Annotated in this window: 11 protein-coding genes; 10 read left to right on the top strand and 1 reads right to left on the bottom strand. The window is 64.6% G+C overall.

The window, feature by feature from the left end; translation table 11 throughout:
- Positions 1-6: 6 nt before the first annotated feature.
- Genes EV664_RS14175 through EV664_RS14210 form a run of 8 tightly spaced genes read left to right on the top strand, consistent with a single transcriptional unit; the run spans position 7 to position 10,061 of the window.
- On the top strand, positions 7-885 hold the full coding sequence (locus EV664_RS14175) for an AAA family ATPase (protein WP_133496388.1): 879 nt from the start codon (positions 7-9) through the stop codon (positions 883-885).
- A gap of 44 nt (positions 886-929) precedes the next feature.
- Positions 930-2,486, top strand: a complete 1,557-nt coding sequence (locus EV664_RS14180; protein ID WP_133496389.1) for a TonB-dependent receptor — start codon at positions 930-932, stop codon at positions 2,484-2,486.
- Positions 2,487-2,515: 29 nt separating this feature from the next.
- Complete coding sequence (locus EV664_RS14185; RefSeq protein WP_133496476.1) at positions 2,516-3,541, top strand: ExeA family protein; 1,026 nt, start codon at positions 2,516-2,518, stop codon at positions 3,539-3,541.
- Between the two features lie 5 nt (positions 3,542-3,546).
- Positions 3,547-4,389, top strand: coding sequence for an XrtA system polysaccharide deacetylase (locus tag EV664_RS14190; RefSeq protein ID WP_133496390.1), 843 nt, complete (start codon positions 3,547-3,549; stop codon positions 4,387-4,389).
- Positions 4,386-5,456 carry a FemAB family XrtA/PEP-CTERM system-associated protein gene (locus tag EV664_RS14195; protein ID WP_133496391.1) on the top strand — a complete coding sequence of 357 codons (1,071 nt, stop codon included), beginning with the start codon at positions 4,386-4,388 and terminating at the stop codon, positions 5,454-5,456. The genes EV664_RS14190 and EV664_RS14195 overlap by 4 nt, the downstream gene beginning before the upstream one ends.
- Positions 5,456-6,646 (top strand): TIGR03087 family PEP-CTERM/XrtA system glycosyltransferase, encoded by a 1,191-nt coding sequence (locus EV664_RS14200; RefSeq protein ID WP_133496392.1) that lies wholly within the window; start codon positions 5,456-5,458, stop codon positions 6,644-6,646. Before EV664_RS14195 ends, EV664_RS14200 begins: the two co-directional genes overlap by 1 nt.
- Positions 6,643-8,175: an exosortase A gene (gene xrtA / locus EV664_RS14205; RefSeq protein WP_133496393.1), complete on the top strand. Its 1,533-nt coding sequence runs from the start codon at positions 6,643-6,645 to the stop codon at positions 8,173-8,175. Before EV664_RS14200 ends, xrtA begins: the two co-directional genes overlap by 4 nt.
- Positions 8,175-10,061 carry an XrtA/PEP-CTERM system amidotransferase gene (locus tag EV664_RS14210; RefSeq protein WP_133496394.1) on the top strand — a complete coding sequence of 629 codons (1,887 nt, stop codon included), beginning with the start codon at positions 8,175-8,177 and terminating at the stop codon, positions 10,059-10,061. Before xrtA ends, EV664_RS14210 begins: the two co-directional genes overlap by 1 nt.
- 287 nt (positions 10,062-10,348) lie before the next feature.
- Here the strand turns inward: EV664_RS14210 and EV664_RS14215 are convergent, their stop codons facing one another.
- Positions 10,349-11,353: an alpha/beta hydrolase gene (locus EV664_RS14215; RefSeq protein WP_133496395.1), complete on the bottom strand. Its 1,005-nt coding sequence runs from the start codon at positions 11,351-11,353 to the stop codon at positions 10,349-10,351.
- Between the two features lie 130 nt (positions 11,354-11,483).
- Here EV664_RS14215 and EV664_RS14220 point away from each other — a divergent pair, with 130 nt between their 5' ends.
- Both EV664_RS14220 and EV664_RS14225 read left to right on the top strand, forming a co-directional pair.
- Complete coding sequence (locus tag EV664_RS14220; RefSeq protein ID WP_133496396.1) at positions 11,484-12,689, top strand: saccharopine dehydrogenase family protein; 1,206 nt, start codon at positions 11,484-11,486, stop codon at positions 12,687-12,689.
- A gap of 317 nt (positions 12,690-13,006) precedes the next feature.
- The gene (locus EV664_RS14225; RefSeq protein ID WP_133496477.1) at positions 13,007-14,185 is read left to right on the top strand and encodes a carboxynorspermidine decarboxylase; all 1,179 of its coding nucleotides are present in this window, start codon (positions 13,007-13,009) and stop codon (positions 14,183-14,185) included.
- Positions 14,186-14,468: the final 283 nt, after the last annotated feature.

The raw sequence follows: 14,468 nt of genomic DNA on the forward strand, positions 1-14,468 counted from the left end.
CGGGCGATGAAAGATTATGATCCTCGCCTTCGCGGTTCGTCGCTGATCGAACGCGCGGTCGCGCGCCTGTCCGACGACGATATCGTGCCGATCGGGCTGGACCCGCGGCCGACCATCTCCGGCCGGGTGAGTGATGCAGGTCCCCGGCACGGCGCGGTGCCGATCGACCGGGCAGCGCTGGAGCGGCAGGGCATGCTGGTCCCCGGCGCGCCGGTGAATGCGCTTGCCGAGGAAATGCGGCTGGTAAAGCGGCACCTGCTGAACACGGCCACCGACCTTGCGCGGCGCAATTCGCGGCACGCGCGTTCGATTCTGGTGGGATCGGCGCGACCGGGCGAGGGCAAGACCTTCAGCGCGATCAACCTTGCGATCTCGCTGGCTGCGGAGCGCGACCTTGACATCCTTCTGGTCGACGCGGATTTCGCCAAACCCGATATTCTGCCGAGGCTGGGTGTCGAGGCGGCGTCCGGGCTGCTCGATGCGCTGGCCAATCCCTCCTCGGTGGATGTCGAGCGACTGATCCTGCCGACCGATATCCCCCATCTTTCGCTGTTGCCGGCGGGAACGCAATCGGACAACGACACCGAATTGCTGGCGAGCAGCCGGGGCCGGGCGCTGATCGACCGGTTGACCAGCGCCGATCCCCGGCGGATCGTGATTTTCGATTCGCCACCCGCGCTCGCGGCGTCTTCGGGGTCAGCGCTGGCATCGCAGGTCGGGCAGATATTGATGATCGTTCGCGCCGATTCGACCAGCGAATCGGATTTGCGCGCGGCAGTGCAGATGTTCGACGCATGCGAACATATCCAGTTGTTGCTGAACGTGGTTACCCTGACGCATGGCGTGCCGCGCTTCGGCTATTATGGGGAAGAGGCGCGGCGGTGAGAGGCTGGCCGCTTTTGTGCGGTGTGGCGGTACTGGCACTGCCTATGGCCGCTTCGGCTCAGCAGTCGCGGCCCCGGATCACGCCGCATATCGAAGCGAGTCAGGTGCTGACCGCCGATCTGCAATCGGGCGACGTGCTGACCTATTCGACGCTCGGCGCCGGGGTGGATGTGTCGGTGCAGAGCCGGCGCGTGCGGGTGCAGCTCGACTATAATTACCAGCATCGCTTCGGCTATGGGGATCGTCTGAGCGACAGCTATGTGCATAGCGGGCTTGGCCGGGCCGAGATCGACGTGGCGCGCGGCGTGCGGTTCGACGCCAGCGCGCTTGCGACACGGACACGCGCCGATATTCGCGGGGCCGCGCCGACGCTGCTGGTCGGCGATGCCGATAATATCACCCAGATCTATTCGGTCGATCTGGGGCCGAGCGTAGAGAGCGCGATCGGCCCGGTGCGGATCGATGCGTCCTACCGTCTCGGCTATACCCATGCGGACTCTCCGGGCGTTGCCGGGATCTCGGGGCAGCCGGCGATCGATTATTTCGGCAATTCGACCCGCCAGAGCTTCGCGGCCAGCGCAACCACCCGCCCCGGTCGCATGTTGCCCGTCGGGATAACGATCAGCGGCTCGGTCAATCGCGAGGATGCAAGCCAGCTCGACCAGCGGTACCTCGGCCGCAATATCGGCGGCGAACTGTTATGGCCGTTCGTCCGAACGATCGCGCTGGTCGCGGGGGCGGGATATGAAGAGATTCGCGTCAGCCAGCGTGATCCGCTGACCGACGCACTCGGCAATCCGGTGATCGGCGATGACGGAAGGTTCGTCACCGCGCCCGGATCGCCGCGACGTACCGCATATGCCACCGACAATCCGCTATATTGGAATGCAGGGCTGATCTGGCGGCCCAGCCACCGCACCGAACTGGAGACGCGGATCGGGCGCCGTTACGACAGCTGGAGCTATACCGGATCGTTCACGCATGAAATCGGCGAGGGGTCGGGGATCCGCATCGCGGTGTATGACGGCATCCAGAGCTTCGGGCGGCAACTGGGCGGCGCGCTCGATTCGCTGCCCACCCGGTTCGGGACCGAGGCGGACACGTTCAGCAACAATTATAACGGCTGCGTATTCGGCACGGCGGGCAATGCGGTCGGCGGCTGCCTGAACGGTGCGCTGCAATCGCTGGCGGCGGCGAATTATCGCGCGCGCGGCGTCGACGGCGTGATCGCGTTCAATCGCGGGCAGACCCGGCTGGGCCTTGGCCTTGGCTATACCCAGCGGCGTTTCTTCGCGCCGCAGGATGCGGCGGGTGGCGCGACGATCGACGGCGTTACCGACCGAAGCTATTATGTTCAGGCGTTCGCCGCGCGTGCGCTGTCGCCTGTCTCTTCGCTGACGGGTAACCTATACGCCAATTATTTCGACGGAGGGCCGGGCACCGCAACGCCGGTGTGGAGCGTCGGAGCGAATGCCGCATATGCGCGCAGCTTCGGCAGGCTGGCGGCCTCGCTCTCGGCCGGATTGTTCACCTATCAGCGCGACGGCGCGGATATGGATATTTCGGTTCAGGCGCTGCTGGGCCTTGGGTATGATTTTTGAAAAATGCGGCAATCGCGGGGAATAGCGGGATGAATCAGGATTATTACGGCTTGCACGCAAGGCCGTTCCAGCTGACGCCGGACCCCGGTTTCTGGTTCGATATGGCGACGCATAAAAAGGCGATGGCCTATCTCGGCTATGGCATCAGCCAGGGTGAGGGGTTCATCGTCATCACCGGCGATCCGGGCACCGGAAAGACGATACTGGTCGGCCATCTGGTCGAAACGATCGACACCGAACGGCTGAACCTGATCACGATCGTCACGACGCAGATCAAGGTTGACGATCTGCTGCACATGGTCGCCGCCGGGCTGGGCGTGGAAACGCAGGGCATGGCGCGCGCACAGGCGCTGGGCGCGATCGAGCAGGGATTGCTCGACGTCGCGCGCGCGGGCAGGCGAACGCTGCTGATCGTCGATGAGGTTCAGGCGCTTCCGCTCGAATCGCTCGAAGAGCTGCGGATGCTGTCGAATTTCCAGCTGGGCGGCTTTCCGTTGCTGCAGATATTCCTGCTCGGCCAGCCCGAATTCCGCGAAGCGCTGCAGGGCAGGGAGCGGCTGGAGCAATTGCGCCAGCGCGTGATCGCGATGCACGAACTCGCGCCCATGGCGCCCGATGAGGTGCAGGCCTATCTGATGCACCGCCTCTCTGTCGCGGGATCGAGCGGCAGTCCGACCTTCGATGACGACGCCGTCGCTGCGATCCACCGCTGGTCGCGCGGGGTCCCGCGAGAGGTGAACCTGCTCGCCGCGCGGCTGATGATGCTCGGCGCGATGGAGGAATTGGATGTCTTTACCGGCGCGCATGTCGAACAGGTAATCGCCGATCTGGAGCGCGACACCGCGCCGGCGACCGAGCCCAAAGCGTCGCCGACGCGCGCGCCCGACCCGGACAACAGCGAATTGCTCGACCGGATCGCGCGGATGGAGGCGCGGCTGGAGGAACAGGATCGCGTGCTTCGCCGTGTGCTTGCGCTGCTCGTCGAATGGGTCGAGGGCGACCGGGACCGGCCCGATCCGGAAAAGGTCGAAGCGCTGACCGGCGAACAGGAATAGCCGCGATGCGCAATGCAATGTCGGTCGATGTCGAGGACTGGTTTCAGGTCGGCGCGTTCGAACGCGTCATCGACCGGGGTGACTGGGAGGGACTGGAGCAGCGCGTCGCCGCCAATACCGATGCGGTGATCGACCTGTTCGCCGAAGCGGGCGTGAAGGCGACCTTTTTCACGCTCGGCTGGATCGCGAGGCGCAACGGGCCGATGATGCGCCGCATCGCCGAAGCAGGGCATGAGATCGCCAGCCATGGCTGGGACCATCGCCGGGTGTTCACCATGACCCCCGACCAGTTTCGCGACGATCTGCGCCGCACGCGCGACCTGCTGGAGGATCGGTCGGGCGTCGCGGTAACCGGATATCGCGCGCCGAGCTTTTCGATCGACAAGCGCACGCCCTGGGCGCACGAAATCCTCGCCGAACAGGGCTATGCCTATTCGTCCAGCGTCGCGCCAGTCCGTCATGACCATTATGGCTGGCCCGAAGCGCCGCGCTTCGCCTTTCGCCCGGTGGCGGGCTCCGCGCTGATCGAATTGCCGGTCACGACCGCACAGATCGCCGGGCGCAACATGGCGACGGGCGGCGGCTTTTTTCGCCTGTTGCCCTTTGCGTTCACTGACTGGACCGTTCGCCGGGTCAATATGCGCGAGGGGCGCCCGGCGGTATTCTATTTCCATCCCTGGGAAGTCGATCCCGATCAGCCGCGCGTCGAAAACGCGCCGCTGCGCTCGCGCCTGCGCCATTATAGCCGGCTCAGCGCAATGGCGGGAAAGATGCGTCGCCTGCTTGGTCGGCACGAATGGGAGCGTACCGACGCGGTAGCGCAGCGCGAGGGTGCTCGCTTCATATGACGGTTCAGCCGCCCGCCGGAATGGTGACCACCCGCCTTGCCGATCTTGACGATGCGCGTGAGTGCGACCGGTTGCGCGACTTTGTCGACGAACATCCCGACGGCACGCCCTTTCACCTGCCACAATGGAGCGCGGCTATCGAGCGGGGGTGCGGCCAGCACGCACGCTATCTGATTGCCGAGCATCACGGAAAGCTGGTCGGCGTGCTGCCGCTCACCGAAATGCGATCGCCTCTGTTCGGCAATGCGATGGTGTCGGCCGGGTTCGCGGTCGGCGGGGGGGCGCTGGTGCGCGATGCCGCTGCGCTCGAACCGCTGGTCCTTGCCGGATGGGCGCTGGCGGAGGATGCCGGGTGCGGCACGATGGAGCTTCGCGGCGGTCCCTGTCCGGGCGCGCAATGGCATGCGGACAGCGAAAGCTATCTCGGCTTTGTCGCAGCCCTTGCCGGGGACGATGCTGCGCAGCTGGCCGCGATCCCGCGCAAACAGCGCGCCGAGGTGCGCAAGGCGCTGAACGGCGATCTGACGGTCGATTTCGGTCGGGAGAGAGCGCTGCGCCGCGACCATTATGCGGTCTATGCCGAATCGGTCCGCAACCTCGGCACGCCGGTATTTCCGCGCGCGCTGTTCGATGCAGTGCTCGATGCGTTCGACGATGCGTCGGATATTCTGATCGTGCGCAGCGAGCATCGCCCGGTGGCGGCAGTGCTGAGCCTGTACTGGCGCGGCTGCGTCTATCCCTATTGGGGCGGCGGGGTGCATGCGGCGCGGGCGCTGCGCGCCAATGACCGGATGTATTATGCGCTGATGTGCCATGCCCGGCGAAAGGCATGCGACCGGTTCGATTTCGGCCGGTCGAAGGTCGGAACGGGTCCGGCGGCGTTCAAGAAGAACTGGGGCTTCACGCCCGAACCGCTGACCTATTGGGCGCGGGCGAGCGATGGCGGGGAGCCGCGCAAGATCAATCCGCTCAGCCCCAAATATCGGCTTCAGGTCGCGGCGTGGAAGAAATTGCCGCTCTGGCTCGCCAATCGCATCGGCCCCCCGATTGCCCGGGGGCTGGGCTGATGGGCGATATCCTGTTTCTGGCGCATCGCGTGCCGTTCCCGCCCGACCGTGGCGACAAGATGCGCAGCTTCCACATTTTGAAGCATCTCGGCCGCAGCGCGCCGGTGCATCTGATCGCCTTTGCCGATGATGCGCGCGACGCGGAATATGGTGAGCAGCTTGCGCGCTGGACGGCGAGCCGGACAGTGGTGCGGCGGAGCAAGTCGCGGGGCCGCGCAATGGGGGAGGCGCTGCTGACCGGTGCGCCCGCTTCCGTCACGGCATTCGGCGATCGCCGGGTTCGCGATGCGGTGAAGCGGATACTGGCCGGGCGCGATATCGACACGATCTACGTCTTTTCGGGTCAGATGGCGCAATATCTCCCCGAGACCCACGCCGCGCGGGTGGTGATGGATTTCGTCGATATGGATTCGGCCAAATTTGCCGCTTATGCGAACAGTGCACGCTGGCCGCTCAAATGGGTGCACCAGCGCGAGGCGCGGTTGCTCGGCCGGTTCGAACGCCATGTCGCCGCGCGCGTCGATGTGAGCCTGTTCGTCAGTGCGGCGGAAGCTGAACTCTTCTCGCACACAGCACCGGACGCAAGGGTGGAAGCGGTCGAAAACGGGATCGACACGCGATTATACGACCCCGACGGTGATTTCGCTGCCCTCGAAGCGCCGGGGCCGCTGATCGTCTTCACCGGGCAGATGGATTATCGGCCCAATGTCGAGGCGGTGCGCTGGTTCGCCGGCCATGTGCTGCCGCATATCCGCCAGAGCCATGCCGCCGCCCGCTTCGCGATTGTCGGGCGCAATCCGGGCGAAGCGGTTCGGGCGCTGGCGAAGCTGCCCGGCGTGACCGTTACCGGGGAGGTCGCTGATGTCCGGGGCTGGCTCGCCGCCGCATCGGTGGCGGTAGCACCGCTGACCCTTGCGCGCGGGGTGCAGAACAAGGTGCTCGAAGCGATGGCGATGGCGCGCCCCGTCGTGGCCAGCCCGGCGGCGGCATGCGGCATCGACCATGGCGGCACGATTTGCGTTGCGGAAGGCGAGCGCGGCTTCGGCGATGCGGTTATCGCACTGCTCGACGATCCCGCTGCCGCCCGCGCACAGGGCGAGGCGGCGCGGAGGCGAACGATCGAGCGCTATGGCTGGTCGGCGCGGCTGGCAGTGCTCGACCGGCTGATCGGATCGGGGGGCGCGGCATGAGCGATGCGCAGCGCATGGCGGTGCCGCATGGGCAGACCGCGGCAACCGGCTGGTCCCGGCATCTCTTGTTGCTGGCAGGCGCGATCGCATCGCTGCTGATCCTGTTTCGCGGCGATGTCGGCGACCTCGCTTATATCTATTGGAACAGCACGACCTTCGGCCATTGCCTGTTCATTCTGCCGGTATTCGGCTGGCTGGTGTGGCAACGGCGCGAAGGGCTGGCGCAGCTCACACCGCAAAGCTGGTATCCGGGCCTGCTGCTTGTTGCGGGCGGTGGTGGCCTGTGGCTGCTTGGCAGCGCGGCGGGCGTCGCATTGCTTCGTCATCTGGGGCTGGTGCTGATGATGCAGGGCGCGGCGGTGACGCTGCTCGGTCCGCATATCGCGCGAGCGATACTGTTCCCGCTCGCCTTTCTGCTGTTCCTCGTGCCCTTCGGCGAGATGTTCGAAGCGCCGCTTCAAACGGTCACCGTGCATATGTGCATGGTGCTGCTTCACCTGTTCGGCGTACCGGCGCAGGTCGATGGCGTGCTGATCACCATTCCGAACGGCTATTTCGAAGTCGCGGAAGCCTGTTCGGGTGCCAAATTCCTGATCGCGATGATGGCCTATGGCACGCTGGTCGCCAATGTCTGTTACGTCTCGTGGAAACGCCGGGCGGGGTTTATGGCGATGGCGCTGGTGGTGCCGATCATCGCCAACGGCATTCGCGCGTTCGGCACGATCTATGCCGCGCATCTGACCTCGGTAGAGGCGGCGACCGGCTTTGACCATATCGTCTATGGCTGGGTGTTTTTCGCGCTGGTCATGGCGATGGTGCTGGCGATCGGCTGGCGCTGGTTCGATCGCGATCCCGATGCGCCATGGTTCGACCCCGCCGACTTGCCGCCACCCGCGCGCCTGCGCACCGATCCGTTTACTGCGACCGGGCTGGTAATCGGCATCGCGCTCGCCTTCCTGCTCTGGGCGGGTGCCATTGCCGGCCGCGCAGACGCATTGCCGCGAGCAGTGGCGCTGCCCGAACTACCCGGCTGGACGCTCGTCGAGCGCAGGACGCATTTTCCATGGGCACCCCATTATCCGGATGCCGACCGGCTGCTGATCGGCCAGTATCGCGGGCCGGACGGGGCGCGGGTCGATCTGGCCGTCGCCATCTATGCCGGGCAGCGCGAGGGTCGCGAGGTCGTCGGCTTCGGCATCGGCCCGATTCGCGAGAATGACCAATGGGTGCGTATCGCCGATGAAGCGCCGATCCGTGGCGGAGCGGTGCTGCGCATGACCGCGCCGGGTCCGGTCTATCGCCATGTCGCGACATGGTACGACGTCGCGGGCACGCTCACCGACAGTCCGAACCGCGCCAAGCTGGCGACGCTGCGCGCCAAATTGCTCGGCGGAAAACAGCGCGCGGTTGCGATCCTGATCTCGGTAGAGGATGGCGGAAAGGGCGATCCGCGCGCGGAGATTGGCCGTTTCGCGGATGCGCTTCGCCTTGACACGCTTGCCGACCGGATGCTGGGGACAACGAACTGATGTGCGCGATTGCCGGCCTTTTCTATCCCCAGACGCCCAAGCCGATCGATCCGGCGCGAATCGCGGCGATGACCGAGGCGCAGGCCCATCGCGGGCCGGACGGCGCGGGGGTGTGGACCGAAACCGGCATAGGGCTGGGCCATCGCCGGCTTGCGATCATCGATCTTGACGGCGGCGCGCAGCCCATGGCGACGCCTGATGGTCGCCTTACTGTCAGCTTCAATGGCGAGATTTACAATTTCGCCGAGCTTGCCCGCGAGCTGGAGGCGAAGGGCGCGGTCTTCACCACCGGCAGCGATACCGAAGTGCTGCTCCACGCATGGCGCGCATGGGGGCCGGATATGCTGTCGCGGCTCAACGGCATGTTCGCCTTTGCGCTTTACGATGCCGATGCGCGCAGCCTGTTTCTGGCGCGTGACCGGATGGGCGTGAAGCCGCTGCTCTATACCGAATTGTCGGACGGCGCGGTCGCCTTCGCCTCGGAGCTTAAGGGCCTGCTCGCGCATCCACTGATGCGGCGTGAGGCGGATGTCCGCGCGGTCGAGGATTTTATGGGGCTCGGCTATATCCCCGACGATTCCTCGATACTGATGGGTGCGCGCAAGCTGCCCGCCGGGCATTTCCTGCTGCTGCGGCGCGGCCATCCGGTCCCTGACCCGGTGCAATGGTGGGACGTCGATTTTTCGGACCGGGCAAAGGGTTCGGCGAGCGACCTTCAGGCCGAACTGGCCGATCTGCTGCGCGCTGCAGTTCGCTCGCGCATGGTCGCCGATGTGCCGCTGGGCGCATTCCTGTCGGGCGGAGTGGATAGTTCGGCGGTCGTCGCGCTGATGGCGGAGGCGAGCCGCACGCCGGTCGAGACCTGCACGATCGGGTTCGACCGCGCCGATCATGACGAAACCGCGCATGCCGATATCGTCGCAAAGCGCTTCGCCACGCATCACCGCACGCAGACCGTGGCGGCGCGCGATTTCTCGCTCGTCGATACGCTGGTCACTGCTTTTGACGAACCGTTCGCCGATGCCTCCGCGCTCGCCACCTATCGCGTCTGCGCGCTCGCCCGCGAGCGGGTGACGGTCGCGCTGTCGGGCGACGGCGCGGATGAGGCGCTGGCCGGATATCGCCGCCATAAGTTTCAGGCGGCGGAAGAGCGGGTGCGCGGTCTGCTGCCCGAAGGGTTGCGGCGGCAGGTGTTCGGGACGCTGGGCAATGTCTATCCAAAGGCCGACTGGGCGCCGCAAATGTTCCGGGCAAAGACGACGCTGTTGTCGATCGCCGGCGACGGGGCGGAGGCGTATGCGAAGTCGGTCGGGGTCACGCCGCCGCATCTGCGCTCCCGGCTCTATACCGACGCCATGGTCCGGCGACTGGGCGGGCATCGCGCCGAGGATCGCTATATCGCCGCGATGCGCGATGCACCCGCGCGCGAACCGCTCGACGCCGCCCAATATGCCGATTTCAAACACTGGTTGCCCGGCGATATCCTGACCAAGATCGACCGCACGAGCATGGCGGTGGGGCTGGAGGCGCGCGAGCCGCTGCTCGACCACCGCCTGATCGAATTCGCCGCGCGGCTGCCCGTGTCGATGCGGCTCCGGCGCGGTGAGGGCAAATGGCTGATGAAAAAGGCGATAGAGCCCTGGCTGCCGAAGGAAATTCTCTATCGCCCGAAAATGGGGTTCGTGACCCCGATCAGCGCATGGTTTCGCGGCGAACTGGCAGGTGAGGCACGGGCGCTCAGCCAGTCGCCGATCCTGACCGCATGGTTCGATCGAAAGGCACTGGAGCAGATCGCGTCGGACCATCGTGCGGGACTGGCCGATCATGGCCGCACGCTGTGGCAATTGCTGATGCTGGAACGGTCGGCGGTTCGCCTGTTCGGGTAATCAAGGTGCGTTGATCGGAACCTGTCTCACCATCGTCATTGCGAGCCCGAAGGGCGAAGCAATCCAGAGCGGTGTCCACATCGCTGGATCGCTTCGTCGCTACGCTCCTCGCGATGACGACTTTGCTCGGTAAGGCACGCTTACGGCATCATGGTATGGGGGTGCGTCCGGACCAACGCTTCTCGACTGCGCTTCGCAGGCAAACGGAAGGGAGGGGGGATTAAACCCCAAAGCCCCCGATCGGTTCTTGTCGAGCGAAGTCGAGACATGTTTAGATTGGCGACCGATCAGCTATGCTTCGCGCTCCAAAGGCGGAAAAATAACGGCCAGTGCGCGGCGGGCATGTCTTCGGAAAGCCCCTTTATGCCGAACCCATGGCCGCCATGTTCGAAGAAATGCGCTTCGACCGGCACCTCATGCGCGCGCGCCGCTTCCATCATGTTGATCGCATTTTGCGGATTGACGATGGGGTCGTCCAGCGCCTGAACGATAAACATCGGCGGGGTGTCGCCTGTCACGCGCTTGCTGGCTTCGTACCGTGCATATTGTTCCGGAGTCGCATCGGGCCCGACCAGGCTCTTCGTCGAATCGCCGTTCGGCCCGATCGACAGGTCGATGACCGGATAGATCAGACCCGAATAAGCGGGCCGCGCCGACTGCGTATCGGCGTCGTCCACCGGCGAATACACCTTGTCATCGAATCCCACCGTCAGCGACGCGGCAAGATGTCCTCCGGCAGAAAAGCCGATACAGCCGAGTTTCGCCGGGTCGATATTCCATTGCGCCGCCCGCGACCGGATGACCCGCATGGCGCGCTGCGCATCCTGCAGCGGAACGTCCGCGCGGTTCGCCCATCCTTCGCCGGGCAGGCGATAGGTGAGGACGAACACCGTTATGCCGTGCGGATTGAACGCCGCCGCGACGTGGATGCCTTCATTCTGCACCGACAGGAATTTATACCCCCCGCCGGGCATGCAAAGCACCGCGCGCCCGTCGGGCTTTTCGGGGCGATAGACCGAGAGAGTCGGATGCGCGACTCCACGTACCCAGAGCTGACGACCATCGGCGGGACCTTCCATCGTCGAACCGTCGACGGGAAGCGTTTCGGGCGATCCCGGCGCGCGACCGGGCCAGATGCGGAACGTCTCCCGGGGCGGCCAGGCGGGGCGATTCGGGCTTCGGTCTGCGGGGACGGCGGGCGGCCAGTCCTGCGCCGACGCGGCTGCGCTGGTCATCCCGGCCATGCCGATTCCGATCGCACTGCCGATCAATGTCCGCCGGTCTATGGTCATTTTTGTCCCTCTCCTCAGATCCTTCGCCTATCTGACCTGTGAAAGGGCGGCTTGTCGAGGGCTACTGACTTGCATCGGCCGGGCGCATCGCTATGTCCCGCACCTGTTCGAATTTCGGGAGGCAAATGGCGTGAAAGACGTTCTCGTAATCGGTGCCGGCGGCGTGTCGTCGGTCGCGGTCCACAAGATGGCGAAGAACCCCGATCTGTTCGGGAAGATCACGCTGGCGAGCCGGCGGCAGTTCAAATGCGACGCGATCGCCGCTTCGGTGAAGCAGCGCTTCGGCGCGGATATCGACACGGCGCAGGTCGATGCCGACGATGTCGACGCGATGGTCCGCCTGATCGAAAAGGTGAAGCCCGCACTCGTCGTCAATCTCGCGCTTCCCTATCAGGATCTGCCGATCATGGATGCGTGCCTGAAAGCGGGCGTGCATTATCTCGATACCGCCAATTACGAACCGCGCGACGAAGCGAAGTTCGAATATAGCTGGCAATGGGCCTATCAGGAGCGCTTCAAAGAGGCCGGGCTGATGGCGCTGCTGGGTTCGGGATTCGATCCGGGCGTGACCAGCGTGTTCGCGGCGTATCTGAAAAAGCACCATCTCGACACGATCGACACGCTCGACATTCTCGATTGCAATGGCGGCGATCACGGCCAGCATTTCGCGACCAATTTCAATCCCGAAATCAATATCCGCGAAATCACCGCGCCTGCCCGCCATTATGAAAATGGCGAATGGATCGAAACGCCTGCACTTTCGACGCGGCAGGTCTATAATTTCGAAGAAGTCGGCACCAAGAATATGTACCTCATGTATCATGAGGAGCTTGAGAGCCTTGCGAAGCATATTCCGGGCATCAAGCGCATTCGCTTCTGGATGACGTTCGGCGATCAGTATCTGCGCTATCTCGACGTGCTGCAGAATGTCGGCATGACCCGGATCGACCCGGTCATGTATAACGGCGTCGAGATCATTCCCTTGCAGTTCCTCAAAGCCGTGCTGCCCGAACCCAGCGATCTGGGGCAGACGACCAAGGGCAAGACCAATATCGGCGACATCGCCACCGGCACCAAGGACGGCAAGGCAAAGACCGTGCGCATCTACAATGTATGCGATCATGAAGCTGCGTTCGAGGAAACGGGCAATCAGGCGGTCAGCTACACCACCGGCGTTCCCGCGATGATCGGCGCTGCGCTGATGCTGAACGGCACGTGGAAGGGGGAGGGCGTGTTCAACATGGAACAGCTCGATCCCGATCCGTTCATGGACATGCTGAACCAGCATGGCCTGCCCTGGCAGGTGCGTGAGCTGGCCGAACCGCTGCGCTTCTAAATACCGTTGCCCCGGCGCAGGCCGGGGCCGCCCAGCGGCTGAGGCGCTACCGTTGCCGATAAGAACGGTGCTTCGACAAGCTCAGCACAAACGGCGGAGAGGGTTGCACCTCCACCCTCAAAACCGTTCGCCCTGAGCTTGTCGAAGGGCCGCGCTTCTTCTGCCCTGCCCCCGTATCGTCACCCCGGCCTTGTGCCCGGGTTCATCGTGCGGCAAAGCGCGCGGGTCCCGGTTCGCGGCAAAACGGATGCGCGAACCAGTCCGGCATGACGAAGGAAACCATGGCCCACGCTTCCGATACCGAACCCCAGACCCCCATGACCACCAAATCGGGCGGGCCGGGTGCGTTCACCGATTTCGATCTGAGCCGGGTGCCGTCGCCCTGTTTCGTGGTCGATCGCGCTGCGGTCGAGGCCAATCTTCGCGTACTCGCGGATGTGCGCGACCGGGCAGGGTGCAGGATATTGCTGGCGCTGAAAGCGTTTTCGATGTGGTCGCTGGGTGATCTGGTCGGGCGCTATCTCGACGGTACGGCGACGTCAGGCCTGTGGGAGGCGCGGCTGGCATCCGAACATTATCAGGGTGAGGTCGCGACCTTCTGCGCCGGCTATAAGGCCGAAGACATGGCGGAAGTGTTCCGCCTGTCCGACCATGTGATCTTCAATTCGCCGGGTCAGGCAGCCGCGATGCGCGATGCCGCTCGGGCAGCGCGCGAGGCGGGGGAACGCTTCGACATGGGCCTGCGCCTCAATCCGATGCACAGCGAGGGCGAGGTATCGAAATATGACCCCGCGCGGCCGCATTCGCGCCTCGGCTTTCCGGCGAACCAGCTTTTGCCCGAGCATCTTGAGGGGATGGACGGCATCCACCTTCATAGCCTGTGCGAACAGGATTTCCCGCCGCTGCGCCGGACATGGGAAGCGCTGAAGCCGCGACTGGCGCCCTATTTCGACCGGCTGAAATGGATCAATTTCGGCGGCGGCCACCATATCACCCGCGCCGATTATCAGCGCGAGGACCTGATCGCCTTCATCCGCGAAGTGCGCGAAGAGACGGGGTGCGAGGTCTATCTCGAACCCGGCGAAGCGATCGCGCTCGATACCGGCATATTGGTCGGCGAGTTCGTTGATATTTTCGACAACGGCATGCCGGTGGCGATCGTCGATATCTCCGCCACCTGCCACATGCCCGATGTGATCGAAGCGCCCTATCGCCCGGCGATGCTGAACGAAGCGGGCGAAGGAGAGGGCGTCACGGTGCGCCTCGGCGGCCCGTCCTGCCTCGCTGGCGATGAGATCGGCGATTATCGCTTCCCGCATCGTCCACAGCCGGGCGACCGCTTCGCGTTCCTCGATCAGGCGCATTATTCGATGGTGAAGACGACTACGTTCAACGGCGTGCCGCTTCCGTCGATCGCGATCTGGAACAGCCGCGACGACAGCCTACAGGTCGTGCGCCGGTTCGACTGGACCACCTTCCGCGACCGGCTGAGCTGAGCGGGGGGCAATCGTTCGCCTCGGGCGATATTGAGACACGGTCGCCGCGCGATGTATCTCGACCACGGCCAGTGTCCACGGGCTTCGGGCTTGATCGACGTTGCAGTGCGTAGGATGTGATGACCCCATCGTCATCGCGAGGAGCGGAGCAACGAAGCGATCCAGTCACGCAGGCGCTACAATGGATTGCCGCGCCCCTTTGGGGCTCGCAATGACGGTCTTGCTTCAGACCAGACCAACGCGTCTTGATGTCAACGCCAATAAAAAAGGCCGGAAAGGATTA

Source organism: Stakelama pacifica, assembly GCF_004361835.1.
Taxonomy (GTDB): domain Bacteria; phylum Pseudomonadota; class Alphaproteobacteria; order Sphingomonadales; family Sphingomonadaceae; genus Sphingomonas; species Sphingomonas pacifica.

Coding starts and splice junctions, on each gene's coding strand:
- EV664_RS14175 (WP_133496388.1), top strand. CDS start 7: ATGAAAGATTATGATCCTCGCCTTCGCGGTTCGTCGCTGATCGAACGC.
- EV664_RS14180 (WP_133496389.1), top strand. CDS start 930: ATGGCCGCTTCGGCTCAGCAGTCGCGGCCCCGGATCACGCCGCATATC.
- EV664_RS14185 (WP_133496476.1), top strand. CDS start 2,516: ATGAATCAGGATTATTACGGCTTGCACGCAAGGCCGTTCCAGCTGACG.
- EV664_RS14190 (WP_133496390.1), top strand. CDS start 3,547: ATGCGCAATGCAATGTCGGTCGATGTCGAGGACTGGTTTCAGGTCGGC.
- EV664_RS14195 (WP_133496391.1), top strand. CDS start 4,386: ATGACGGTTCAGCCGCCCGCCGGAATGGTGACCACCCGCCTTGCCGAT.
- EV664_RS14200 (WP_133496392.1), top strand. CDS start 5,456: ATGGGCGATATCCTGTTTCTGGCGCATCGCGTGCCGTTCCCGCCCGAC.
- xrtA (WP_133496393.1), top strand. CDS start 6,643: ATGAGCGATGCGCAGCGCATGGCGGTGCCGCATGGGCAGACCGCGGCA.
- EV664_RS14210 (WP_133496394.1), top strand. CDS start 8,175: ATGTGCGCGATTGCCGGCCTTTTCTATCCCCAGACGCCCAAGCCGATC.
- EV664_RS14215 (WP_133496395.1), bottom strand. CDS start 11,353: ATGACCATAGACCGGCGGACATTGATCGGCAGTGCGATCGGAATCGGC.
- EV664_RS14225 (WP_133496477.1), top strand. CDS start 13,007: ATGACCACCAAATCGGGCGGGCCGGGTGCGTTCACCGATTTCGATCTG.